A 24,434-nucleotide genomic window follows, 5' to 3' on the forward strand; every position below is an offset into this window, starting at 1 on the left:
CGGGCGATAAGTGACGGAAGAATCAATAATCCTAACTACTAACCTATTTACTAACCTAACCCTGATTCTAGTTTCTCTGATAATATATATCGTATGCTATCCAGTCAACAACATAAGCTGCGAAGTACACCTGATGTAACGATTCGAAAAGTGTCTTAATGTCTTCAACAGAATCGCCGATAAGTGCAGAAACCGTTGTTATTGTTCCGTCTTCAAATGTAATCTGGATATCACGTTTTTTACAAACTGATGCTTCCGGATCAGCAACTTTATCGATAACTTCAACCACCGCTGCTTCCTGAATCTCTCCATTAACAGCAATCTGAACAGTGCGTGTTGATGAGTTCCTTATAATTTGCACATTACCTATTGTAAGCGTATAAAGATGCTCCCGCCCAAATCTTGCAGTATCATTCTTAATTGTAAGCAGATTCTCTTCATATAATATATTGTCACCATCTTTTATGCTGAAGCCTGATTTTGTAGTATCACCTGAAACATACTTGTAGTTAGCAGTATAGCTATCGGTAAATGCATATTGCGATGCATAATCGGTACCGAGAGTCGGACTAACTACAGAACTGATGTTAAGTTTACCTGCAAGTGTATTATCAACACTTATCTCTGAAGACAGGATATAATCATAATCATGATAACTGTTATAATTATTGTGATAATCAGATACGGCAATTGAGAAATTATTGGTAAGCAATGAATCTTCCGGAGCATATTGTCTCAATAGCCTGGGATTTGTAACCTTCTTCAGTGGCATATTTACTATCATCTGATTGTTATCTGCTGATTTTGAGAAGTACCTTATCAGAGAAATTCCCCATCTGTCGAAACTGTTTCCCGGCTTGTAATTATATACACCTTTAACAAGTTCTAAAGGAATATAAACCCTGTAATCAGTCTCACTTGCTGATTTAGAAGTACCGTCATCACTTACAGTCAGGATGCTGTATGCCTGGGAAGCTGTAATTTCTGCCATAGCACTATTTAAACTCAGAGCGCTTTCGTCAATTGCCTGCTTAAGTGTAGCATTCTCGAGAAGACCATCATTCTTTGTACAAGCACTTAAAAATGCCGTGAAAAGAATTGTACCTAAAAATATTCTACCCATTTTTTTCATAATCTCATGTTTTAGTTTTCCTGTTTATTACCACTTTATTTACTTAACTAATCAAAAATAGAGTGATAAAAAGGTGTTCTAAAATATATTCAATGAAAGCCCTGATAAATTCAACCAAATGCCTGTTTTACTCTTCAGGATAACGCTGATCATCCCAGCATGTGGGTGCTGACATAGTTATTAAACTGCTCTTTGTACTGCTCACTCACCGGAATATAAACTTTGCCGTCGAAAACGATCCTGTTATGTTCAATTGTTACAATTTTCTGAAGGTTAACTATATATGAACGATGTACTCTCATGAACCTGTCGGAGGGCAATTGTTCTTCAAGTACCCTCAGACTAATAAGAGGCATTAGCGGTTTACCGGATTCGAGATGAATCCTGACATACTCTCTCATTCCCTCTATATAAGTAATATCATTAACTGAAACACGAACTGTTTTATAATCTGATTTCACAAAAATATACTCTCTTGAATTCCCGATCCTTGGAGACTCCTGTACAGATGATTCAAAATAACTTCTGGCCTTATTTGCCGATTTTAGAAACTCATTGTACCCAACAGGCTTTAACAGGTAATCAAGTGCATCAAGTCTGAAACCTTCAATCGCATATTCACTGAATGCCGTTACAAATATTATCCTTGGTTTATTATGAAGCGATCGCACAAAGTCAAGCCCGCTTATATCAGGCATATTTATATCAACAAACAATAGGTCTGCCTCCTTTTCTGAAAGAAGTTCCATCGCCTCATAACCCGATCTGCAGGAAGCAACAAGTTCTAAAAATGGTGTCTTCGAAATATAACCAGCCATCTTGCTTAGTGCAAGCGGTTCATCATCTATGGCTATACATCTGATAATCATGTTGGTATAATTAATGTTACTTTGAAAGTTTTTTGATTACTATCAATTATCAACTGATGTTTATCTTCATAAAGCAGTTCAAGTCTTTTCTTAATGTTTTCAAGTCCTATTCCACCATCCTGCCGGATAGAATCATTACTGCGGAATGAAGAGATAGTATTCTCAGAAATAAAAATCAGAGAATCTTTCTCCTGGATTAACTTAAAGGAGAGCGCCGAAGGCTCCCTGTAACTAACACCATGCTTAAATGCATTTTCTATGAAAGATATAAACAGCAATGGCGGAAGGTTAACATTATTAAAATCATCAGGTAATTCAAAGGTCACCTTAACAGAATCATCCACACGAAGCTGCATGAGCTTAACATAGCTCTTTAAGAATTCAACCTCTCTCTTCAGTGTGGTAGTCCCTCTTCCTGATTCATAAAGAAGGTACCTCATCATTTCCGATAACTTCAGAATGGCATTCTGGGCCAGCTTCTGATCTGCTTCAATTAATGAATGTATATTGTTTAAAGTATTCATGAAGAAATGAGGACTGATCTGATTCTGAAGAAAAGCAAGTTCTGATTTCATATGTTCCTTTTCTACCTCCTTGCGTGCCTGCTCTTCATCAAACCATCTGTTTGTTACAGCTATTGCAGTATTGAATCCGGCTATCAGAAGTGATATCAGAAAGGTATTTAAGAACTGAACCAGGGGCTGACCAGGCAATGGCATTCTGCTGTTCTGAGAAATTCCTGCTTCTGCAGGTGGTTTAAATAATTCCGGGCTGGACGGGATGTTATTACGTACTGCAGGTGGGATACCTGGTCTCATTTCTTCCCTTCCCCACTGCGGATCCTTAAGTATTCTCTGCTCAAGCACTTTGGGATCGCCTTTAAATATAATTGGATTCAGAATATGAAATACTGAAGTAACGCTCAAAGCCACAACAAGGAGCGATACTACATAGAGTTTTGTCCTGCTTCTGAAAAGCAACAGTGGCAAAAGCAAAATATTATTTACAAGAAAAATAATAACGAAAGGCAACAAGCGAAGTCCATCATAGAAAACCTTGGCAAAATCTCCCTTTGAACTATAGTTATTCGTAATAATAGGGATAATCAGAAATAACAGCCATAAAAAGATATATATGACATACTCCGGTATCTTACGTGACTTGATTTTCATCTGATACTATTTAAGCTGATTCAGACCTGATAGTGCAGATGTGTCTCCGGGAGAAAGTAACAATGCCTGATTAAATAGTACTATTGCATCTGCTTTTTTCCCCTGATACAGTCTTGTCCATGCAAGCATAATTATTGAACCATAATCCATTGGATAGAGGTTAACAATCTTCTCGAAATTTCTGCCGGCATTATCAAAGTCTTTCCGGTTGTACAATAATACCCCCAGCCAGTATAGTGATGTAGTATTCATCGGATCAATCCTGAGTATCGCTTCGTATTGTTCCTTTACCCTGTCCCAGCTCGCCAGGGCATCCAAAGCTTTAATTAATCCGAACCTGACCTCAATGGCATAAGGCTTAAGTTTTATGGCTTTCTCGTAATAGTTTACCGATTCGGTATACTGTTTTGCCAGAAAAAATAACCAGCCTAACCTTGCATTTATTGAATAATTATCTGCCTGGTAAACTGATTTTATCTCAGACACACCCTGAACATAGTTACCGCCTTGCTCCGATTTATAACTACTTGCAAAAGCCGCCTGTATCCTGCTATCTGACTGTCCGCTCAGATTTCCTGCAGTTATTGCTGACAGGATTAGAAATAAATATACTCTTAAAGTTTCCATCTTAAACCTCCCAGATATGAAAATTGATTATAATGAAATGAACTGTTCTCGTAAAATTCTTTTCTTTCCCAGGAATAATTTGCCCATAAAGAAATTCTTTTTCCAACCGGAATATAACCTGAGATTCCGGTCTTCATTGTTAGAGGATCTATTGAATTATAAACATATAATCCGTTGAATTCATTGTAATTTAACATCCTTCCGAATGATGCATTTCCTTCAAGCCATACCTTCTTTAACATCCTGAACCCTGCTTTCTGGCTAAATATCAGATTGTTACTCTGTGCCTGAAAAAGACCCGAAACATTTGAAGTGAGGTAGAACCCCGATTTCCCCGGGAAAACATAACCTGCCTGCAGTCCTGTCTGAAAAATACTCTCCGATGCCATTTTCAATGCTGATCCGCTTAGCTCAAGTGATATACGGTTAAGATCAGGGGCCAGAGAAACTAGGAACAGGTTTCCATTCAGGGCTGATGACACTGAACTATTATGCAAATAGTGGTATCCTCCTCTGACAATTAATTTTCTGCTTATCAGGATATTCAATAATGAATAATACTCTAGTTGCCTTACATTTATTGTTTCATCAGTGCCCGACAACTGCAGTTCTGCCTGCTGGGTATATTTTGAGAAGGACTGAAATAATGATAATCGTGGACTGATCTTGCTTCCAACACCAACCCTGTAATATTGAGGATGTGACCTGTAGGAGGTTCCGGCGAATTTAAAATTATACTCCATTTCAATACTTTCTATTGCACTGGAAGTCTTTATTCCAAGTGCTTCCATGAATTCGCTACTGAGTCTTTTCTCGATTGTCCCGGAATATTTTTCCCTTCCTGTATAAAGATTTGAATAGTACAAATATTCGAGAGTAAACTGATCATAGCTGTCGAATGCAAGTGCTTTCTCAAAATCTGACCGTGACTTATAATAATCTCCACTTGCAAATCTTGCATAACCGACTCTCTGACGAAGATATTTATAATCAATTCCTTTGCTTATTGCCTCATTACCAAGACCAATCAGTTCATTCCATTTCCCCGACAGGTATAAACTATAGGTAACACTGTCATAATAGTGATAATCATGCTCCTTCTGGCCAATCAAAGCAGATGGTGTCAGAAGCATAATCAGTGCAAATGTCAGATATCTGTTCTTTTGGCGCATATGGTTGTTGTAGTGTTTTTAAAAGAAAACTCCTCAATATGATTGTCTGAAAGAATAATCTCTCCCGACCCCTCTTCCCTGACAGAGTGGAAATATGAGATTCCGATTTTTGACGCCAATCTGATCTTAGCAGGATTAACCGGAGAATCTGCCCATACTGGTCTGATCGAATATTTTGCCTTCATATACTGGTAGAACGGAGCCACAAAATCGTGCAGAAACAAGGAGATGCGATTCTTTCTGATTATATGTAAAGGAAAAAGATCATCTATTTCAATTGAGCTGTAATAAGCCAGCAATACCTTATATGCTGTAAGATAGAATGTGTATAGCAACGATTTCTGATCTCCGTAGAATGAAGTGAAATAAAACATAGTCCCGTCATTAACAAAATAGGCTGCTGACTGTGTTTCGCTGCAATAGAGGTATTTGTAATTGTAAGCATCTGCAAACACCTCCCATATTATTGTTTTCTCCGATCGCTCAGCTGTGTTATACTTAAACTTAAGTACCATACCAGGCTGAAAATCAAAGGCTTCTTTAAGTAAGGAACTTGGTTCCACATTTAAAATAGTATCGCCCTCCAGTGGTGTTCTGAATGAACAGAGATTTAAGCCCTCATTATTTTTCAGAAGATAATAAGCAAAGGGATATGAAAGAGTTTTGGCACCCTGCAAAGGGGTTGCCTGAACCTGAAAATGGAGGTGAGGTTCCGGGGAACGGCCTGAATTTCCGCAGTAAGCAACTATCTCACCCTGTCTGACAAAATCACCCTTCTTTACTCTGAAGGTTCCTGTTTTCAGATGTGATAATTGGGTATAAAGATTATTTAAATGCTTTATTATTATTATGTTACCCCAATTCTGATTTGAATTAACCTTTCCTGGTTCATTGTCATCGATATAATCAACCAATTCTGCTATTATTCCGTCGGCTGGCGCAATCACCGGTTTATTATAACAGTAATAATCCTCGCACGAACTTGAGGAAACATCATATGTTTTGTTTTTCCCGTCTACCAGTACAAAATCGATAGCACTGCCCCATTCTCCCTTATGTGTATACTTTCCATCGTAGCCCTGACTAACGAACCATTCTCCCCAGAAGGGCAGATAGAGCGGAAAATATTGTACACCCCTTAATCTATTGACACTTCCGGTATACGAATAAAGGTTAACTTCCGGTGAATAATTCTGTATCTGGGTGAGTACCAGTCTTCCGGGCTTAATTCTTAAAATAAGGAAGTATACAAAAGAGATCACAACAATTGAAAAAGGCAGGGAAAAAAACGGAAGCTGGATATATGTACTCAGCTTAGTCATGAACAGGATAACCAATGATGTAAGGGGAATAAGTAAGACTACCCAGAGAAAAGAGTACCGCGATGGTATTGAGAAGAATCCACCTACGGCAATTGCTACAAGAATATAATTAGCCCCGATATTATAAAAGCTGAAACTTGCCATATCAGAACCAATCAGGTGTGCAAAAAAATAGGCAGTTACAAAACCGGTAACAGTAAGCAGAAATGTGATTCTGGAAACAAGAAGCAATGCAATTGCAATAAGCATCCCAGTTATCAGATTATCCTGAAATATTATTGAACTTAATGATCTGAGATATACAATAACCATTTGACTGAAAGGGAGACTCTCAATTGTCTGGAAGAAATCCAATAATGTCTTTCCTCCTACAGCATACATTTCGTTCATCCAGAATACGTTACGCTGTGTCAGTCCCAGATTTGCAAATTGTCCCGAAGGCAGCAGTATAAGCCAGAAAGAGATGACAAACGGAATGCTTAAAAATGGTAAACCATACTTGCCGAGCCAGCCACTAAGTATTACAGATAGTATAAGGCTGGCGAGTGCTGCCAGCAACAGAAGTACAATGAAGACTATTCCGGGTTCAAAAACTGTTCCCATTCCAATACCAACAAGGAGGGCGTTGAAACTATAAATGCCCTGTTTAAGTTTAAGATTATCAAAACCCATTGAATAGGCAACAAGTACTGTAGTCAAAACAGCGATTAGTCCGCTTAATCCTGCAACCGGATTAAAAAATGTAACTATAAGAAGTACAAGAGCCAGAAGCCTGTTATTAAAAAAGAATATTACCGAATAGCTGTTAAGTGCTGCCGGGATAATTATTTTGCGAAATATGTTAAACGAATCACGCATTTTTCTGATTTACAATTACATATCAATTTTATTTAAATGCTCCGGAAGCTGTTCATTCGCCTGTATGGTACCGAGAGTTTCTGATTTTCTGATTACATGAGTCTTATTAGCTGAATCTATCAGTACAACATTTGGTCTCAGAGTTATAAACTGCATCCATTGGGTCATATTGTATGCACCTACCTTATGAACAACAACATTATTACCCTTCTCGAGAAGTGGAAGATTGACACTTTCACGTATTATATCTATGTTCATACAAAGAGGACCATAAAGTACCATATCCTCCGTATATTCCCCGAATTCCTGGGCAGGGCTGATCTTATGATCATACCAGAAAGACGTGAAAAGTGTATTTACTCCGAAATCCAGTATTGTGGCCCTGCGTCCGTCAGAGAGTCGCTTATTTGCAAGAACTGTACCAAGCAGAAAACCTGCATCATCAATCAATGCCCTGCCGGTCTCAAGGATCAGCAGCGGCATCTCATCCTGTTTAAATCCGAATCCAAGAATTACGCTTGTTATTGCATCTGCAAACTGGTCAATTGAAGGTACTGTATCCGATCCGGGCAGGTATGAACCTTTTAAAGTGTTTACCGAAGGAAATCCGCCTCCCAGATCGAGATACTGTATCGATTTACTGTATTTCGTTTTAATACTGTATGCAAGCTCACACATCTTTGTCGCAGCTACTGAATAGGCTGAAGGTGATAGCATGAATGTTCCGATATGACAATGGAGTCCGACAAGCTCAAGATTCTTATCATTTATTATACGGACAATGGCATTCCATGCCTGACCATTCTCAAAATTGAATCCAAACCGGTCCCATTTCGGATAAACACCAGTATCCATATTTACCCTTATTGCAACTCTGGGTTTAAGATTGTTCTTTTCGGAGAGGTCGATGAGAGTAAAAAGTTCATCGAAATGGTCAATGTGTATAAGTGAATTATTTCTTGCTGCCGAAATGAGTTCATTATCTGATTTATCCGGACCATTAAAAATGATCTTGTTCCCCGGGACACCGTTACCAATAGCTTTATCATATTCAAAACCTGAAACCACCTCGGCCCATGATCCTTCCTGATGAAAGATGTTGCAGACAGCATTAAGATAATTTGTCTTATACGACCACGCAAACTGAACCTTGGGATACCGTGTCTTGAATATCCTGGAAGCATTCTGAAAGTTACGTCTTATCTGCTTCTCTGAGAGGACAAAAAGAGGTGATCCGAAATCGTTTATGAGGGATTTTACTGAGATACCCTCAATATGAGTAACTGGCTCATATTCAGTACGGGTTCCAAATTTATTCATCAATCCCGTATTCATCTTCTTTATAACCGGACGCTCATATTTTAACTTTTCCATTGTACGCTGTTTTTTGATAAATTATAATTCTCCTGAACCTGAAAGCTTATGGAATTCGGAGATATCTATCACCATATCCCATGAGTAACGAATAAATACCTTGCCAACCTCAAAGCCAATAAAAGGAGTAACGGTCTGCCCAAGTGCCATTTTTACAAGTGAGGCTGGCTGGTTCTGACCTGCAGCTGCTGAAAGGTAAATCCAGGCCGGGAAGCGAGGATTTACTTCCATTATATATGGTTTACGATCATTTGTCAGCATAATCTCAAGCTCACAACCACCTCTCCAGTTTGTAGCCTTAATAAACTTAACGGCCTGGTCGATAAGCAACTGGTCATCAATTGTTATACCTGCCCAGGCTTTCCCTTTGTCTGTAATATAAAGCTTGCGCATTGGAATTGCGCTAATAGTATTTCCTTTCCCATCACCAAGAGCTGCAATATTTACTTCAGTACCGGATATGAATTCCTGAATAATAACCGGTAATCCCCATTTAGCCTGAAGCTTATAAAAAGCCTTTTCTGCCTGTTCTATGGTATTGCAGATTATTGCATCATAAAACTTCCCTTTCACCACAAGCGGAAAGCCAAATTTTTCTTCAGCATCAGCAATTTCCGAAATCCTCGATATCACCTTGTCTTCAGGCATCAGGAGACCATGCTTTTTCCCGAAGGCAGATAAATTTATTTTATCACGGGCTTCAAACTCAGCCTGTTCAGGCATGAATGTGTTTATCCCCGACTTCTTAAGTTCTGAACTTAATTTAATGAAGTTAAATAATTCCGCGTCAAAATTCGGAATCAACACATCAATATGCTCAATATCATGGATATGCATGATCCTGGCATATAAAGCATCTGTACCCGCCGAAGGATAGGGGATCTGGTATGTCTTATCCACTATATCGTGCATATAGATTCCGGGTTCCAGAGATTCATAAGCCAGACCTATAATCCGTACTTCAAAATCTTTGCATTCCCTTATAGCACGGATAACTGCGATACCGGGTCCGGGACTATCTATTGCATTGAGCGCAGTGACAGCTACAACGATTTTATTTTTTTTACTGATAGTCATACAGGCTTATTATCAAGAAGGTTGTACTCTGTCAGCTGTTCAAAAAAATCGTCCATATCACGCTCAAGCTGATTTTTTTCGGCGTCATACTTTGATGAAAAGAAGTCAATTATCTCTTTCTGGGATCTGTTTTCCTTAAGCATGGCAAGTATCTCACTTCCGATACCGTTTACAGAGAATGAGTCACCGGTTCCCGGATTGAAGATTAACCCCGCCTCGCTTGTAGCTATGTTTTTCTTCAGCTTCATCTTTAGTTATGCTAGTGATAATTTAATGAAACAAAACTAGTGCAGTAATTTACATAATGGAAACAGCTTCACCGGAAAGTCAGATTTCGTAACCCTAAGGATTGTTTATTTCACTGAATAGGGATTCGGTGGTTGTAAAATTAAAGAGGGAGAAACGGAAATCCCACCTCTTCAAACAGTAAAAAACAGTTTAATATTGTTAGCCTTTACTTTTCAGGCTGTATGAGATTTGATTTTTTGTGAAACAAATATCAGGAGATATGCAATCAGAACTAGAAGAACGAATACAGCACCTGTCTGTCCTCCAACGAAATCAGATGCCACACCCATAATCAGAGGGAAAACAGCACCGCCAAAAACTCCCATTATCATCAAACCTGAAACCTGGTTATTAAACAATGGCTTATTAATAAGGGCTTGTGAAAACATCACTGAGAAGATATTAGAATTACCAAGGCCAAACAGAGCTATTCCAAAGAAAATTATTGTTCTGTCTGCTGTAAACAGACATAATATTCCTGTCAGAATCATGATTACACTAACCATGAATACCTGCCTCCCGGTGAATTTAGCAAGTAATGCCGATCCGAGCAAACATCCCGTTGTACGGAATATGAAGTAAAAACTGGTAGCATAACCGGCATCAGCAAGGCTTATATTCAGCCGCTCCATCAAAAGTTTGGGTGCAGTCGTGTTTATGCCGACATCCAGTCCCACATGAGTCATAATTCCTAAGAACAATAAAAGGATAGTCTTGTCACCAAGCAGGGAAAAGCATTCGGAAAATGATGCTGCTTTGGTTTCAACATTCTTTTCTTCAACTTTTGTAAAAAACAGATAAGCAAGTACAAACAAGCATACAAGTAGAAATACCGGATACATAATCATTCTCCAGTCGGAAAATTTAATAACCGCCCATGCAGCAAAAATCGGAGCAACAAAAGAGGCGATGGCTTTTACAAATTGACCAAATGTAAGAGTGCTTGCAATCCTTTTCTCATCAACAATATTTGCAAGCAAAGGATTTAATGAGACCTGCATCATAGTATTACCTATTCCTAATAAAGTAAAAGAAATGAGCATTGAAGGAAATGAATAACTAAGTATTGGAATGAGCAGTGCCGGCAGTGTAATAAGCAAACTCAGGAGTACTGTATTTTTCCTGCCTATTCTATTCATTAATAATCCGGTAGGGACCGAAAATACCAGAAACCAGAAAAAAACCATTGATGGCAACAGGTTAGCCATCGTGTCGGTCAGTTGAAAATCTGCTTTGACATAATTTGTGGCAATGCCAACCAGATCAACAAATCCCATGACAAAAAATCCAATAACTACAGGAAGTATTTTAGCGACGTTAATTTTTTGGCTGGTCATAGTATAAAGGTTATAAAGTTCAAAATTCAAAATTCAAAGTTCAAAGTTCAAAGTTCAAGGTTTTGCCGCTACGCCGTTAGGCCGTTGCGCCTTTACGCCTTTATGCCTTTGAGCCTCTGCGACTTTGCGCCTTTGCGCCATATTTTACATAAGCGGTAATGCATGCTGTACAGATTTCCAGAAATCATCATCGAGAAGATATGCACTGCCGATTAGGGCTGCATCCTCTTTAAGTTCTGAAAGGACAACCTTGCAGTTACAGTTCTCTTTCTTTAATGCCGATTCAAAAACACCGCCAAAAAGATTATAGGCAAACGATATATTACCTCCGATAACCAGAATTTCAGCCCTGAACTTTTTTAACCATGGTGCAAGGAAGACTGCGGCATCGTTACCGAATTCAATAAAGAGATCGTGAGCTACTTTATCTTTGGAAGCCAGCTCAGCAAGTTCCTTAACTCCACTCATTTCCTTACCGGTCAGCGATTTGTATTTTCCAAGAAACCATCTTGTCGAAAAATAGTCATCGGCAATTCCATCCTTATAAGGAATATGGTAAATGCAGCCAAGCTTTGGCACTTCAGGTCCGTCAACTATTGGGATCCTGTTGCTTATAAATGCTGATCCGAATCCTGTTCCGAATGTAACAGACAAAGAACGGTCGAAACCCGATGCACTGCCTGCCCAGGCCTCTCCGACTGCGAATGCAGAGGCATCGTTCATAAATCTGATGAGAAACCCATCGGGCACATCAAGACTGCTCCCGATTGCATCTGTTATATTGAAACCGTAAAGATTCTCATATTTTGCTACGCCTCTTATATAACTGATACCCTTTACATAATCAAAGGGACCCGGCATAGCAAAACCTATACCCTTAACCTTTTCAATAGATACTTTTGATATTACTTCTGATAAGGCCTCGGCCCAGACAGAAATGATTGTACTGGCTGAAGCCTGATTATTAACTGCCCTGCCAGAAAGGGTTTCCCTCAGGATTTCACCTGTATGAAGGTCAATAGCAGCACAACTGATATGACTTCCTCCGATATCAGTTCCTATAGCAAAATTTCTATCCATAAAATCTCTAATAATTATGTCTGACGAAAAGCCTTAAATAATCCGACGTTGAAAATATCTAATTTATCCGTTAATGCAAAATAAAAACAAATCATAAATGCAAAAACTCATACAAATAGAGAAATATGTTGTGTAACATATGATTTTACTCATATAATTTCTTGTTTTTAAGGAGTAATTTCGAATGACAAATAAAAAAATCCGTTATGCCAAAAGTAACCAAAGAAGATGCGCTTCTCTACCATAGCAGAGGACGTAAAGGTAAAATTGAGGTAATTCCAACAAAGCCTTATGGTACTCAGTATGATCTCAGTCTGGCATATACTCCGGGAGTAGCATATCCTTGTCTTGAGATAGAAAAAAATCCTGAAGATGTTTATAAATACACTGCCAAGGGAAACCTTGTTGCAGTAATTTCCAATGGCACGGCGGTTCTTGGTCTGGGCGATATAGGAACAATGGCAGGCAAACCTGTTATGGAGGGTAAGGGCCTTCTGTTCAAGGTGTTTGCTGACGTGGATGTATTTGATATAGAAGTCGATGAAAAGGATCCTGATAAACTGATCCAGATCTGCGCGGCTATTGCGCCAACATTTGGGGGCATAAACCTGGAGGATATTAAAGCTCCTGAGTGTTTTGAAGTCGAGACAAAGCTTAAAGCGATGCTTGATATTCCGGTTTTCCACGACGACCAGCATGGAACGGCAATTATTTCAGCTGCCGGATTAATAAATGCACTTGAGATCACAGACAAAAAAATAGGTGAAATAAAAATGGTAGTCTGCGGTGCAGGTGCTGCAGCCATCTCCTGTTCCCGGCTGTATGTCTCGATGGGGGTTAAAAAAGAAAACATTGTAATGGTCGACAGTAAAGGAGTAATCAACCGTAAAAGAAAAGACCTTAATAAATACAAGCAGGAGTTTATAACTGACAGGGACCTAGATACACTTGCACAGGCTTTAAAAGGGGCAGATCTTTTTCTGGGACTTTCTGCAGCTAATATGATGACAAAAGAGATGCTTGCCTCTATGGCAGATAATCCAATAGTATTTGCCATGGCTAATCCGAATCCTGAGATATCTTTTGAGGACGCAACATCTACAAGAAATGACCTGATATTTGCCACAGGAAGATCAGACTATCCGAACCAGATTAATAATGTTCTTGGATTTCCTTTCATCTTCAGAGGTGCACTTGATGTAAGAGCATCAACAATTAATGAAGAGATGAAAATGGCTGCATCAAAAGCTCTTGCAGCACTCACAAAAGAACCTGTGCCAGCCTCGGTATTAAGAGCATATAACCTGGGTGATTTGAAATTCGGCAGAGACTATATAATACCTAAGCCTGTTGATCCGCGCCTTATCTCATCTGTTGCTCCTGCTGTAGCAAAAGCAGCCATGGATAGTGGTGTGGCGAAGTATCCAATCACCGATTGGGATGCATATAAAACAAGTCTCGATAAAAGAATAAGCGAACATATTAAGAATATAGCCAGGTGCGGGGGGATATAGGAAGCGTAGAGCGTAGAGCGTAGAGCGTAGAGCGTAAAGCGTAGAGCGTAGAGCGTAGAGAGTAGAGAGTAGAGCGGAGGACACAGGGCACGGAGCAATAAGTCTGCAGATAATAGACCACAAGACCGCATGACCGCACGACAAATTTTTAACAGATAAAACCGGATTTCTTTCTCTCAGCTATCTGTCGGGATATCTTTTTTTCGTACATGATCTGCACGAGTTCAGAGATCTCTTTTATAGTAAAAGAGCTCCTATTTATAGTCGCGTCAAAGAGATAGTCGAGATTTAATGGCTTCTTATCCAGAAAGTTAAGAATCATATTATGCCGTTTCTCATCAGTATCGACTACATACTCTTCAGCAGTCTCAATTTCCATCTGCTTCTTCTTCATAACATTCTCAACCCTCCAGTAGAACGGAGCTATAAGCCTTATATGAAGAGCATCTGTCATTTCATGGGCAATCGAGACTCCTCCCCTTCCAACAAGAATAATATAGCCCTCTTTACACATTGAAAGGACAACATCCTTAATAGCTTTTTTAATCCTCAGATCGCTTACAAAACCTCCCGAAAATGCCATTATCATTTCGGATAGATTTGACAACTCAATACCTTTGTAAAAATTTTCGACCCGCTGGGTATCAGTATTAAGTTCTTTTGCAATTGCATATATGATGTCCTTGTCGACCCATTTCCATTTGTTGGTGCCATATTTATGGTTAAGATCATCGACCAGCAGTGCAGCTACCTGACGGGCATCGCAACCTGTCAGACGCGAAATAGTTATAACCGGACCATCGTCGGTAGAAGGCTTATTAAGAATGGAATCTCTGTACCGGCCATCAAAATAATCAAAAAATTTTTCCATTTTGTTTTCCTCCCTAGTAGTTTGTTAGTTTTACTGACTGTGAATCAGTGTATATTATATTCTGAAATTCAACTACTTACCGCGTTTTACCGACGGATGAGACTATAGGAGCCTCAGAGCAATTCGTTACGAATTATGGTCGATATAATTTACAAAAAAAAATTGAATCGGTAAAATAAATTTTATCCAATGTGCAGCTTTGACGAACGAGCGAATTTTAAGGGAGAAAAACTTATATCTTTACCAAAACCAAATGGCCCGATTTTTGATATTACATCTCAGTCAGAATATGAAAATATCACTTTTGAAAATATTACTGCCAGTGCTGCTTATGCTTTCGGTTACAGGATGCAAAAAGAACTCTTTTATAAGCGAAAAGCAGACAATAATCTTTCAGTATGATTATATAAATTATGCCTGGGGCTATCAGCACAATGGTTATATAATAGATAACGGAGGTAATATCCTTACATACAATAATCCTGAAGACTGGAATTTTATGGATAAGGACATGATACTTACTGAGAAACAGGTAACCGCGAATATCGCTAAATGCAAGGTATCGGGGAAAAAGATTTCACCGGAGGAGCTTCAGAAATTTACAGCCTATATAAAAAACATAGCATCCAGTGCAGTTACTGCCCCAAAAAATGTTGCTGCAGATGCAGGTACTGCTGAATATGTATGCTATCAGTATTCAGGAAATACCGATACCTATAAAGGGTATTTAATAAAAATGGAAGGGGATTTTACCAGGGAAAATCTAAACTTCTATTCAAAAAAGGTGGTTCTCTGGATGAAAGACATCAATCTCAGTCTTGCAAAAAAATAGAAGTGTACTTTTACTGTGGGGCTTAGTCAATCGTCACAATAATGCAAAATAGCTTCTTTTTTAAGCTGAATATGTTTTTTTTACTATCTTTACTTCTGTTCAATCAATTTTCTCGCAAACAATTAAACTCTTCACTATGCTTGATTACATTATTTCCAAACCTGAACTTCTTTGGTTCGCAATCGGACTGGTCCTGTTACTCATGGAACTGGTTGTCCCGGGGTTTTTCATTTTCTTCTTTGGTCTGGGCGCCTGGGTCACTGCCCTTGTCTGCCTTATTGGTGAACCATCAACAAACCTGCAGATAATAATCTTTGCAATAACATCGGTTATATCACTTATCGGCCTGAGACAGATTATTCAAAAAAAATTCTTCTACAGTAAAGGAAAAGAATCTGAAGAGGTTGAGGATGAATTTACTGGTAAAGAGGCTCTAGCATTATCTGATTTTGGTGATCAGATAAACGGTAAAGTAGAGTTTAAAGGGACTACCTGGACATCTGAATCGAAATCGGAAATTAAAGCAGGACAGAGAGTTATCATTATTGAAAAAGATAGTTTCAAATTATTAGTTAAACCTAAAAAATAAGTAAAAATGGAAGGACCCAGCACAACTTTTATTCTTATAGGATTAATCTTTATCGGATTTATCCTTATCGCCTCAATGATTAAAATTGTTCCCCAGAGAACAGCTATAATCGTTGAACGTCTTGGAAAATACAGAGCCACATTTACTGCAGGCTTCCAGATTCTTATACCTTTCATTGACAAGGTAAGATACAGACACACCCTGAAAGAACAGGCAATTGACGTCGCACCGCAGATTTGTATCACCCGCGATAATATTGCAGTAGAGGTAGACGGTATTCTTTACCTTCAGGTTCTCGATCCTCAAAAAGCGTCATATGGTATCGATAACTACAGATTTGCATCTATTCAGATCGCCCAGACCACTATGAGGAGCGTAATTGGTAAACTTGAACTCGACAGAACATTCGAAGAACGTGAAACAATTAACGTTACTATTGTTGAAGCTGTTGATAAAGCCAGCGAGCCGTGGGGTGTTAAAGTAACCCGTTATGAGGTTAAAAACATCTCACCTCCGCAGAGCATCAAGGATGCAATGGAAAAACAGATGAGGGCTGAGAGGGAAAAACGTGCCGTTATCGCTGAATCAGAAGGAACAAGACAAGCCAAGATTAATAATGCCGATGGAGACAAACAGGAATATATCCTGAAATCTGAAGGTGAGAAAATGAGGCGTATTAACGAAGCAGCAGGACGCGCATCAGAGATTGAGCAGATTGCCACTGCTACTGCAAACGGACTGAGAGCTATCTCAAAAGCTATTTCTGAGGAAAATGGTCTTAATGCCGTGAACCTGAGAATTGCTGAACAATATCTAAACGCTTTCGGAAACCTGGCTAAAACCAATAATACAATGATCCTTCCTTCAAATCTTACCGATATCGCAGGAGTTGTTGCTACTGCTACATCAGTATTCAATGAGGTAAAGGATAAGAGTAAAATGAAATAACAATTAGTATTTAAAGGAGTTATTGGGTTATTGGGTTATTGGGTTATTGGGTTATTGGGAAAGTATAGGAATCATCCCCAGAATAACCGAATAACTTTTTAACCCAATAACTTTTTAACCTAATAACAATTAAACCTTTATAAGATAATTATCATCTGAGGTCATACTTCCTCATGTTCCGTCCTTCTGATTATCTCATTCTGAAGATCTTCGCCAAGATCATTAAAGTAATCACTGTAACCTGCCACCCGAACTATAAGATCCCGGTATCTTTCAGGATGAATCTGGGCATCTTTGAGGGTCTCAGCATTAACAACATTAAACTGTATATGATGTCCGTCGAGACTGAAATAACTGCGGATCAGGGCTGTAAGATTGGCATAACTCTCCTCATCTTCGAAAAATGAGGGAGAGAATTTCTGATTCAGAAGTGTCCCTCCTGTACGTATATGATCGATCTTTGATGCTGATTTGATAACAGATGTTGGTCCGTTATGATCCACACCCTGAAATGGTGAGATTCCTTCTGAGAGAGGCAACCTGGCATTCCGTCCGTCGGGAGTGGCTCCCATCACACTACCGAAATAGACATGCGAAGTAGTGGGAAGCATATTTATTCGGTGAATACCACCTCTTGTATTGGGACGTCCATTTACAGCATCATAATAAATTTCAAAAACAGTAACAGCCTGCTGATCAGCATAATCATCGTCGTTTCCAAACTTTGGTGAATTATAAATAAGATCATGCTGCATCTGTTCATATCCCTTAAAATCATCATTCAGAGCCTTCAGTAATTCATGCCAGCTTATAATTTTCTTATCGTAAATATTATATCTGATTGAAGTAAGCATATCAGTAATACTACCAAGGCCTACACCCTGAATATATGATGTGTTATATCTTGCACCTCCGTTGTTATAGTCTTTTCCATTAGCAATACAATCCTCAAGAAGCAGTGAGAGGAAAGGTACAGGAAGCCAGTTTGCAAATGTGCGTTCAATAACATTGTTCCCCCTGATCTTGATATCGGCAAAATATTTTACCTGAAGACGATATGCTTCTATAAGATCTTCAAATTTCAGGAAACTTGTTGGAGCCCCAGTATGTAACCCAACCTGTTTGTTTGTTCTGTTGTCAAATCCGTCATTCAGAGTAAGCTCAAGTATCTTGGAAAGATTGAAATAACCGGTTAACCAGTATGCTTCAGTACCAAATGCGCCTGTCTCAACACATCCTGAAGCACCTCCGTTACGTGCATCAACGATGTCCTTACCCTGCCTCAGCAATTCTTCAATAATTGCATCAGTATTAAAACAGGAAGGCTGTCCAAAGCCGGTTCTGATGATATCAAGTGCTTTATGTATAAAACTGTCAGGATTTTTCTTACTTATCTGAACCATCGAACTTGGCTGAAGGATCCGCATCTCCTTAATCACATCGAGGAGAATATACGACATTTCATTAACAGCATCTGTCCCGTCAGGCTTCAATCCGCCCAGATTGATCAGACAAAAATCAGTATATGTACTGCTCTCGCTCGCAGTAACACCCATCTTGGGAGGCGATGGATGATTATTGAATTTCACCCAGAAACAGCCCAAAAGGTCATCAAGTTCCCTGGTTGATAAGGTACCTGCTTCAATTTCCTTTTTAAACAGCGGATAAAGGTGCTGATCGAGCCGGCCCGGATTGAAAGAATCCCAGGGATTGAGTTCAGTTATCACTCCAAGGTGAATGAACCAGTAATGCTGCAGCATCTCATGAATTGTTTCAGGTGCATTTGCCGGTACCTTTCTGCATACTGCAGCCATTTTTAAAAATTCACGTTTCCTGTTACTATCTTGTTCTTTCTCAGCAAGTTTTTCAAGTTCTGAAGCATGCCTGCTGGCATACATTATAATTGCATCACAGGCAATATTCATTGCCTTCAGCTCTTCAAGCCTGTCATATGCAGTACTGTCGGTAAAGAAATCAAGCTTCGAAATTGATTCATTGATCTCCTTTTTCAGATCGAGGAATCCTGTTTTAAACATTTTGTACCCCAGAACAGTATGTCCCGGCGCACGCTGTTCCTGAAATTCGGTGAAGAGTCCGGCATTATAGGCATTCAGCCATTCAGGTGTCATCAGCGACATCACCCTGTCGCGGTTACTCTTTCCTTTCCAGAAAGGAATTATCTCATTTTCATAGATCTTCCTCACTTCTTCATCAACTCTGAAAAACACTTTCTCTCTCGAATTGAGAACTTCAAGATCTTTAAGAGTATGCAGACTAATCTCCGGATATGTGGGCGTTGCCTTGGGTGCAGGTCCTCTTTCCCCTACTATCAGTTCGCCTTCGTTGATGCAGATCTCCTTGTTTTTAAGAAGATATTCAAATGCTTTGGCTCTCTTTACCGGAGCTGAGAGTTCACGGGCTTCATCACTTTTGTAAAACCTGGTAATAAGCAATGCTCTTTCTGCGCTCAGAGTCTCTACTGCATTCAGACTCTGGTCTCTTAATTTTTTAACTCTTTCTGAAATAATCATATCTCAATAATTGATGTTATTTTAAATATCTACAATTTTCCTTTGTGTTCCTTAGTGCTGTACTTCGAGTTACTTTGTGGTTAAATTCTTACCACAAAGGGCACAAAGGTTTCCACAAAGGGTCACTAAGGATACTTCATTTCTGTTACTATCCTCCAATTTTGGTTTTAATACCAGTTTCACTGAAGTACTCTTTTAGTTGCATCATTCTTTCCTTTGTTGGCTGTTCAACATTCTCCATTCTGTTAGGAATATTAAATCTCTTATATTTCGATGAACCTATCTTATGATAAGGAAGAAGACTGATCTTCTTCAGTGTGACTGTTTTTGTTTTCTCTAGGTAGTCCTTTAACCCTTCAATACTCTCAGGATCATCATTATAACCAGGTATAACAGGCACCCGTACCATTACTTCCCTTCCGCTTTCAAGTAAAAGCCTGTAATTTTCCAGGATGACTGTATTGGAAACTCCTGTCAATTCAAGATGTCTTAAACTGTCAAGGTGTTTTAAATCGAAGAGGAAGAGATCGGTAAATGGAATAATTGATTTGAAATTCTCAGCAGATGAATAACCTGAAGTATCAACCGCTGTATGATAACCTTCTTTTTTACAGGCTTTCAATACTTCAAGAAGGAATTCAGCCTGAAGCATTGGCTCTCCTCCCGAGAATGTAACGCCTCCATTGGATTTTTCTATAAAAACCCGTTCCTTATTGAGGATATCAAGTATTTCTTCAACCGAATAATATTTACCAACCTCCTCACTTTTAGTGAATTCCCTGTCGCCTACCCTGTTTATTCTTGTTACTGTTTCAGGAAAAGGGGAAATGCCTTCAGGATTATGGCACCACAGACATGCCAGCGGGCATCCTTTCATGAAGAATGTCACCCTGATGCCCGGACCATCGTGCACTGAGTACCTTTTTACGCTGAAAATTAGACCTTTCATAAGGAAGTGAAAAGTGAAAAGTGAAAAGTGAAAAGTGAAAAATGAAAAGTGAGGTGATTTATAATCCGGAACTTTGAATCTGAAACCTTGAATCTTGAATCTTGAATCTTGAATCTTGAACAGGTTTCAGAATAACCTGGAATAGAACATAAGACAGCAATATAGCCTTCTTCCGAGGCGCTGCATGTTGAAACTATATTTCAGTTTTGCTATCATCTTAGATAAATGATGGGTGCAAGTTAAATATTTTTTCAATATGATTAACATCCATAATAAATACTCAAAGTTATCGTTATTTTTATAACAGTACATTTTGATGCAATGAGACTCGCCTTTCTTAGTGCTATTTTATCTTTGTTTCTATTCACTGTAAATGGGCAGAATTTTAATCGGTATACAATCAGCGGCTATGTAAGAGAAGCTGTCAGCGGCGAATCGCTGATTGGTGTAAATATCTACTTATCAGACCATAAAACAGGCACAACAACAAATACATACGGTTTTTATTCGATGACTTTACCAGCGGCTGATTCTGTTGAACTTATTATATCATATGTGGGATTCACTACCAAGATTGTTAAAACTTCCTTGCACAATGATGTTGAATTGAATATCGATCTGAAACCTGGTTTGGTTCTGGATGAAGTGACTGTAACTGCTGAAAAGCAGGAGAAACAGAGTGAATCGGTAAAAATGAGCACAGTAAAACTTCAAGCCGCACAAATTAAAAATGTACCATCACTTCTGGGAGAAAAAGATGTTCTGAAAGTATTGCAGCTTATGCCAGGTGTCCAAAAAGGTTCCGAAGGCAGCAGCGGGATCTATGTCAGGGGCGGCGGACCAGACCAAAACCTTATCATTCTTGATGATGCAATAGTATACAATGCCAGTCATCTGTTCGGCTTTTTCTCACTTTTCAACGGCGATGCACTTAAGAGTGTTGAATTAACAAAGGGTGGATTCCCTGCAAGGTATGGAGGCCGGTTATCCTCTGTGCTTGAGATGAATATGAAAGAAGGGAACAAAGAACAGTGGCACAGTGAGGGAGGGATTGGCCTGATATCGTCGAGACTGACAGTCGAGGGACCGCTCAGCAAAGGCAAGTCATCAATTCTGTTATCAGGGCGCCGGACTTATGCTGACCTTATCCTCAGACCAATATTAAAAGCGATGGATACAGAAAATATTGGATACTACTTCTACGATTTCAATGCTAAAATCAATTATGATTTTGGGAGAAAAAACAAGCTTTACCTGAGCGGATATTTCGGAAAAGACAAATTTTATGTCAAAAATAATGATGCTGAAGTACAGGAGAACATTGGCTTCCTTTGGGGTAATGCTACCGGCACCCTGAGATGGAACCACTTGTTCAATAACAAGATATTTGCTAATACCTCAGCGGTATTCAGCAATTATACTTTTGGAATATACGATAAATATAGAGTTGTTGGAGAAGGCAAAGACTACTATGCAGAGTATTACTCGGGAATAAGGGATTTCTCACTGAAGTATGACATTGATTTCATTCCCAATACAAAACACTGGGTAAAAGCTGGAGCTATTACGATATATCATAGGTTCAAACCACATGCTTTTGTTGAACTGGATGTTCCAAAACACATAAACATTCGGGATATCAGGCACATAGATGGTGTTGAATCAGGACTCTACGCTGAGGATACATGGCAACCTGTGCAAACACTGAAAGTAAACGGAGGTTTGAGGCTTAGTCATTTTCTGGCTTCAGAAAACCAGTACGCTTTTCTTGAACCACGGCTTTCTTTAGCATGGCGGCTGAAAAATGATTACGCCTTAAAAGGATCATATGCATCGATGAATCAATATATTCATATGATTTCAGGTACAGGCATCAGTCTGCCAACAGATCTGTGGGTACCAACCACCGACAGAGTAAAACCACAGCATTCAAAACAGGTTGCTTTAGGCATTGTCAAGGACATAAGGAATCCGGAACTGGCCCTTTCGCTTGAAGGTTACTACAAAACAATGGACAATGTTATAGGATATAAAGAGGGAGCCTCCTTTATTAACCTTGATGAAGCCAACTCCGCTGTTGGCATAAACTGGGAAGATAATGTTACAGCAGGAAGGTCATGGTCATATGGAATGGAGGTATTGATTCAGAAGAAAGAAGGACGGTTTAACGGCTGGATAGGTTATACGCTTTCATGGACACAGATGCAATTCGATTCGCTAAATTTCGGGAAGAAATATTATGCAAGATATGACCGGAGACATGACATATCAGTTGTAGCGACTTACAAATTAAGCAATAGAATAACACTCTCAGGGACATGGGTCTACGGAACAGGCAATGCAGTCACCCTTCCAATGTCGGAATACATAATCAGAGAACATCCTGTATCAGATAATCCAAGATTTATTCACTATGACTATTACCGAGACCAGTTGCTAACCCCCGGTGACAGAGTAATAAATGATTTTGGTGAAAAGAACAATTTCAGGATGAAGTCATATCACAGACTTGACATTGGTATTCAGTTCCATAAAAAGAAAGACTGGGGCGAACGGACCTGGGAAATCTCCTGTTACAATATTTACAACAGGAAGAATCCATTTTACTATTACACTGATTACAAGTACGATAATGCCACCAACAAGACATATGGCTATTTAAAACAGGTGAGTCTGTTTCCTATTATACCTTCATTTACATATTCATTCAAGTTTTGAAACTGAAACAGTTAAATATCATTTATTATCTGCTTGTTATGCTAATGATTTTTTTGGCAGGATGTGAAACAGATGTGAATACTGTAGATCTTCCGGAATTTCAACAGAAGCTGGTGATTACATCATTTATTTCCCCGTCTGATACAAGATCATACTTTACCGTATCATCAAATAAAAGACTATTTGGCGAACTTGATACAGAAAAGCCTTTAGGTATGCTTAAAGGCTACATCTCAAATGGTATAGAAGAAGTTGCTCTTGACACTGCAGCCAGAGGATTTATACTTGATAACAAAAAAATGCAGGTCAGTTACGGGTCTACCTATAAATTAAAAGTCATAAGTGAAACCGGCTTATCAGCTGAAGGTATAAGTTGTGTTCCTGTTAAAAGAGAATTCAACATCGAACTAGATACCTTTTCAATAATTATGCATTCCCCAATAGAGCTGCAATCACAATATGGTACAACTTTCAGATATTTAAGTCTTAAAGTTACATTTCAGGATGTACCAAATGAAGAAAACTACTACAGAGTAGCTTGTTCAGGTCTGGTATACAAAACAAATCCTGCTACTCAAAAGGCATATGCAATGGAAATATCCCCAACTTTTGATAACGAGTATATTACAGATAAAGGTCTGGATGGAAAGAAGCTTGTTGCTGTCACAACAGGAAACTATAGCTATTACTTCTCGCCATCACGTGATTCAACTCTGCTGAAAATATATTTATATCATACTGAAAAATCCTATTACCTCTATCATAAATCGCTTAAGGATTATAATGATAGTGAAAATCCATTTGCTGAGGCTACTCCGGTGTACTCAAATATCTCAGGGGGTCTGGGGATTTTCACATCCTATACGGTTGACTCTCTAATAATGAGATTCAAATAATAAATTAAATCCTGCTCTCTCAATGAGATCCCTCGCTGAGGGTCGGGATGACACACGAATCTGGGTATAGGAGGGGAAAGAAGTGGCGATTCGTCTAAAAATCGATGAGCGGATCAAATTCAGAATGCGAATCGCCACTTCTTTCCCCCTATGACCCAAAACGACTTGTCATCCCGAAGCGGTAGCGAGGGATCCCCTAGATTATGCAGGACTTAGCTAATATTCAACTACTTACCCAATTTTAACAAATGATTAACATAACATTAACCAAATTTCCT

General features: G+C 39.0%; 20 protein-coding genes. 6 read left to right on the forward strand and 14 right to left on the reverse strand.

Translation table 11 applies throughout. The features are described from left to right. Positions 1-67 precede the first annotated feature (67 nt). From IPJ16_03060 to IPJ16_03110, 11 genes are all read right to left on the reverse strand, one after another. Positions 68-1,132 (reverse strand): hypothetical protein, encoded by a 1,065-nt coding sequence (locus IPJ16_03060; protein MBK7626173.1) that lies wholly within the window; start codon positions 1,130-1,132, stop codon positions 68-70. Between the two features lie 149 nt (positions 1,133-1,281). Continuing rightward, positions 1,282-1,998: a response regulator transcription factor gene (locus IPJ16_03065; GenBank protein MBK7626174.1), complete on the reverse strand. Its 717-nt coding sequence runs from the start codon at positions 1,996-1,998 to the stop codon at positions 1,282-1,284. Further along, a complete protein-coding gene (locus tag IPJ16_03070; protein MBK7626175.1) occupies positions 1,998-3,173 on the reverse strand; it encodes a sensor histidine kinase in 1,176 nt (391 codons plus the stop codon). The genes IPJ16_03065 and IPJ16_03070 overlap by 1 nt, the downstream gene beginning before the upstream one ends. 6 nt (positions 3,174-3,179) lie before the next feature. Then, positions 3,180-3,800, reverse strand: a complete 621-nt coding sequence (locus IPJ16_03075) for a tetratricopeptide repeat protein (GenBank protein MBK7626176.1) — start codon at positions 3,798-3,800, stop codon at positions 3,180-3,182. Further along, entirely contained in the window at positions 3,788-4,972 is a 1,185-nt protein-coding gene (locus IPJ16_03080; GenBank protein MBK7626177.1) for a hypothetical protein, read from the reverse strand. Before IPJ16_03080 ends, IPJ16_03075 begins: the two co-directional genes overlap by 13 nt. Then, complete coding sequence (locus IPJ16_03085; GenBank protein ID MBK7626178.1) at positions 4,948-7,152, reverse strand: urea transporter; 2,205 nt, start codon at positions 7,150-7,152, stop codon at positions 4,948-4,950. The genes IPJ16_03080 and IPJ16_03085 overlap by 25 nt, the downstream gene beginning before the upstream one ends. 15 nt (positions 7,153-7,167) lie before the next feature. Beyond that, the gene (locus tag IPJ16_03090) at positions 7,168-8,526 is read right to left on the reverse strand and encodes a diaminopimelate decarboxylase (GenBank protein MBK7626179.1); all 1,359 of its coding nucleotides are present in this window, start codon (positions 8,524-8,526) and stop codon (positions 7,168-7,170) included. Positions 8,527-8,547: 21 nt separating this feature from the next. Next, positions 8,548-9,603 carry an ATP-grasp domain-containing protein gene (locus tag IPJ16_03095; protein MBK7626180.1) on the reverse strand — a complete coding sequence of 352 codons (1,056 nt, stop codon included), beginning with the start codon at positions 9,601-9,603 and terminating at the stop codon, positions 8,548-8,550. After that, complete coding sequence (locus tag IPJ16_03100) at positions 9,600-9,851, reverse strand: PqqD family protein (protein MBK7626181.1); 252 nt, start codon at positions 9,849-9,851, stop codon at positions 9,600-9,602. Before IPJ16_03100 ends, IPJ16_03095 begins: the two co-directional genes overlap by 4 nt. Positions 9,852-10,064: 213 nt before the next feature. After that, entirely contained in the window at positions 10,065-11,228 is a 1,164-nt protein-coding gene (locus IPJ16_03105; protein ID MBK7626182.1) for an MFS transporter, read from the reverse strand. 144 nt (positions 11,229-11,372) lie between these two features. Further along, the gene (locus IPJ16_03110; GenBank protein MBK7626183.1) at positions 11,373-12,308 is read right to left on the reverse strand and encodes an ROK family protein; all 936 of its coding nucleotides are present in this window, start codon (positions 12,306-12,308) and stop codon (positions 11,373-11,375) included. Between the two features lie 206 nt (positions 12,309-12,514). Between IPJ16_03110 and IPJ16_03115 the strand changes: the two genes are divergently transcribed. Further along, complete coding sequence (locus IPJ16_03115) at positions 12,515-13,822, forward strand: hypothetical protein (protein ID MBK7626184.1); 1,308 nt, start codon at positions 12,515-12,517, stop codon at positions 13,820-13,822. 148 nt (positions 13,823-13,970) lie between these two features. Here the strand turns inward: IPJ16_03115 and IPJ16_03120 are convergent, their stop codons facing one another. Beyond that, a complete protein-coding gene (locus tag IPJ16_03120; protein MBK7626185.1) occupies positions 13,971-14,693 on the reverse strand; it encodes a cytidylate kinase-like family protein in 723 nt (240 codons plus the stop codon). 289 nt (positions 14,694-14,982) lie between these two features. Here IPJ16_03120 and IPJ16_03125 point away from each other — a divergent pair, with 289 nt between their 5' ends. From IPJ16_03125 to IPJ16_03135, 3 genes are all read left to right on the forward strand, one after another. Then, the gene (locus IPJ16_03125; protein MBK7626186.1) at positions 14,983-15,525 is read left to right on the forward strand and encodes a hypothetical protein; all 543 of its coding nucleotides are present in this window, start codon (positions 14,983-14,985) and stop codon (positions 15,523-15,525) included. Between the two features lie 136 nt (positions 15,526-15,661). Then, positions 15,662-16,114, forward strand: a complete 453-nt coding sequence (locus IPJ16_03130) for an NfeD family protein (protein MBK7626187.1) — start codon at positions 15,662-15,664, stop codon at positions 16,112-16,114. A gap of 6 nt (positions 16,115-16,120) precedes the next feature. Beyond that, positions 16,121-17,062, forward strand: a complete 942-nt coding sequence (locus tag IPJ16_03135) for a paraslipin (GenBank protein MBK7626188.1) — start codon at positions 16,121-16,123, stop codon at positions 17,060-17,062. A gap of 161 nt (positions 17,063-17,223) precedes the next feature. Here the strand turns inward: IPJ16_03135 and IPJ16_03140 are convergent, their stop codons facing one another. Together IPJ16_03140 and IPJ16_03145 are read right to left on the reverse strand one after the other, a co-directional pair. After that, positions 17,224-19,587, reverse strand: coding sequence for a glycyl radical protein (locus IPJ16_03140; GenBank protein MBK7626189.1), 2,364 nt, complete (start codon positions 19,585-19,587; stop codon positions 17,224-17,226). Positions 19,588-19,741: 154 nt separating this feature from the next. After that, positions 19,742-20,542: a glycyl-radical enzyme activating protein gene (locus IPJ16_03145; GenBank protein ID MBK7626190.1), complete on the reverse strand. Its 801-nt coding sequence runs from the start codon at positions 20,540-20,542 to the stop codon at positions 19,742-19,744. Positions 20,543-20,863: 321 nt separating this feature from the next. Between IPJ16_03145 and IPJ16_03150 the strand changes: the two genes are divergently transcribed. Both IPJ16_03150 and IPJ16_03155 read left to right on the forward strand, forming a co-directional pair. Then, the gene (locus IPJ16_03150; GenBank protein ID MBK7626191.1) at positions 20,864-23,260 is read left to right on the forward strand and encodes a TonB-dependent receptor; all 2,397 of its coding nucleotides are present in this window, start codon (positions 20,864-20,866) and stop codon (positions 23,258-23,260) included. Positions 23,261-23,298: 38 nt separating this feature from the next. Next, on the forward strand, positions 23,299-24,156 hold the full coding sequence (locus tag IPJ16_03155; GenBank protein MBK7626192.1) for a DUF4249 domain-containing protein: 858 nt from the start codon (positions 23,299-23,301) through the stop codon (positions 24,154-24,156). Positions 24,157-24,434: the final 278 nt, after the last annotated feature.

Source organism: Bacteroidales bacterium, from assembly GCA_016709865.1.
In the GTDB taxonomy this organism is placed as follows: Bacteria; Bacteroidota; Bacteroidia; order Bacteroidales; family VadinHA17; genus LD21.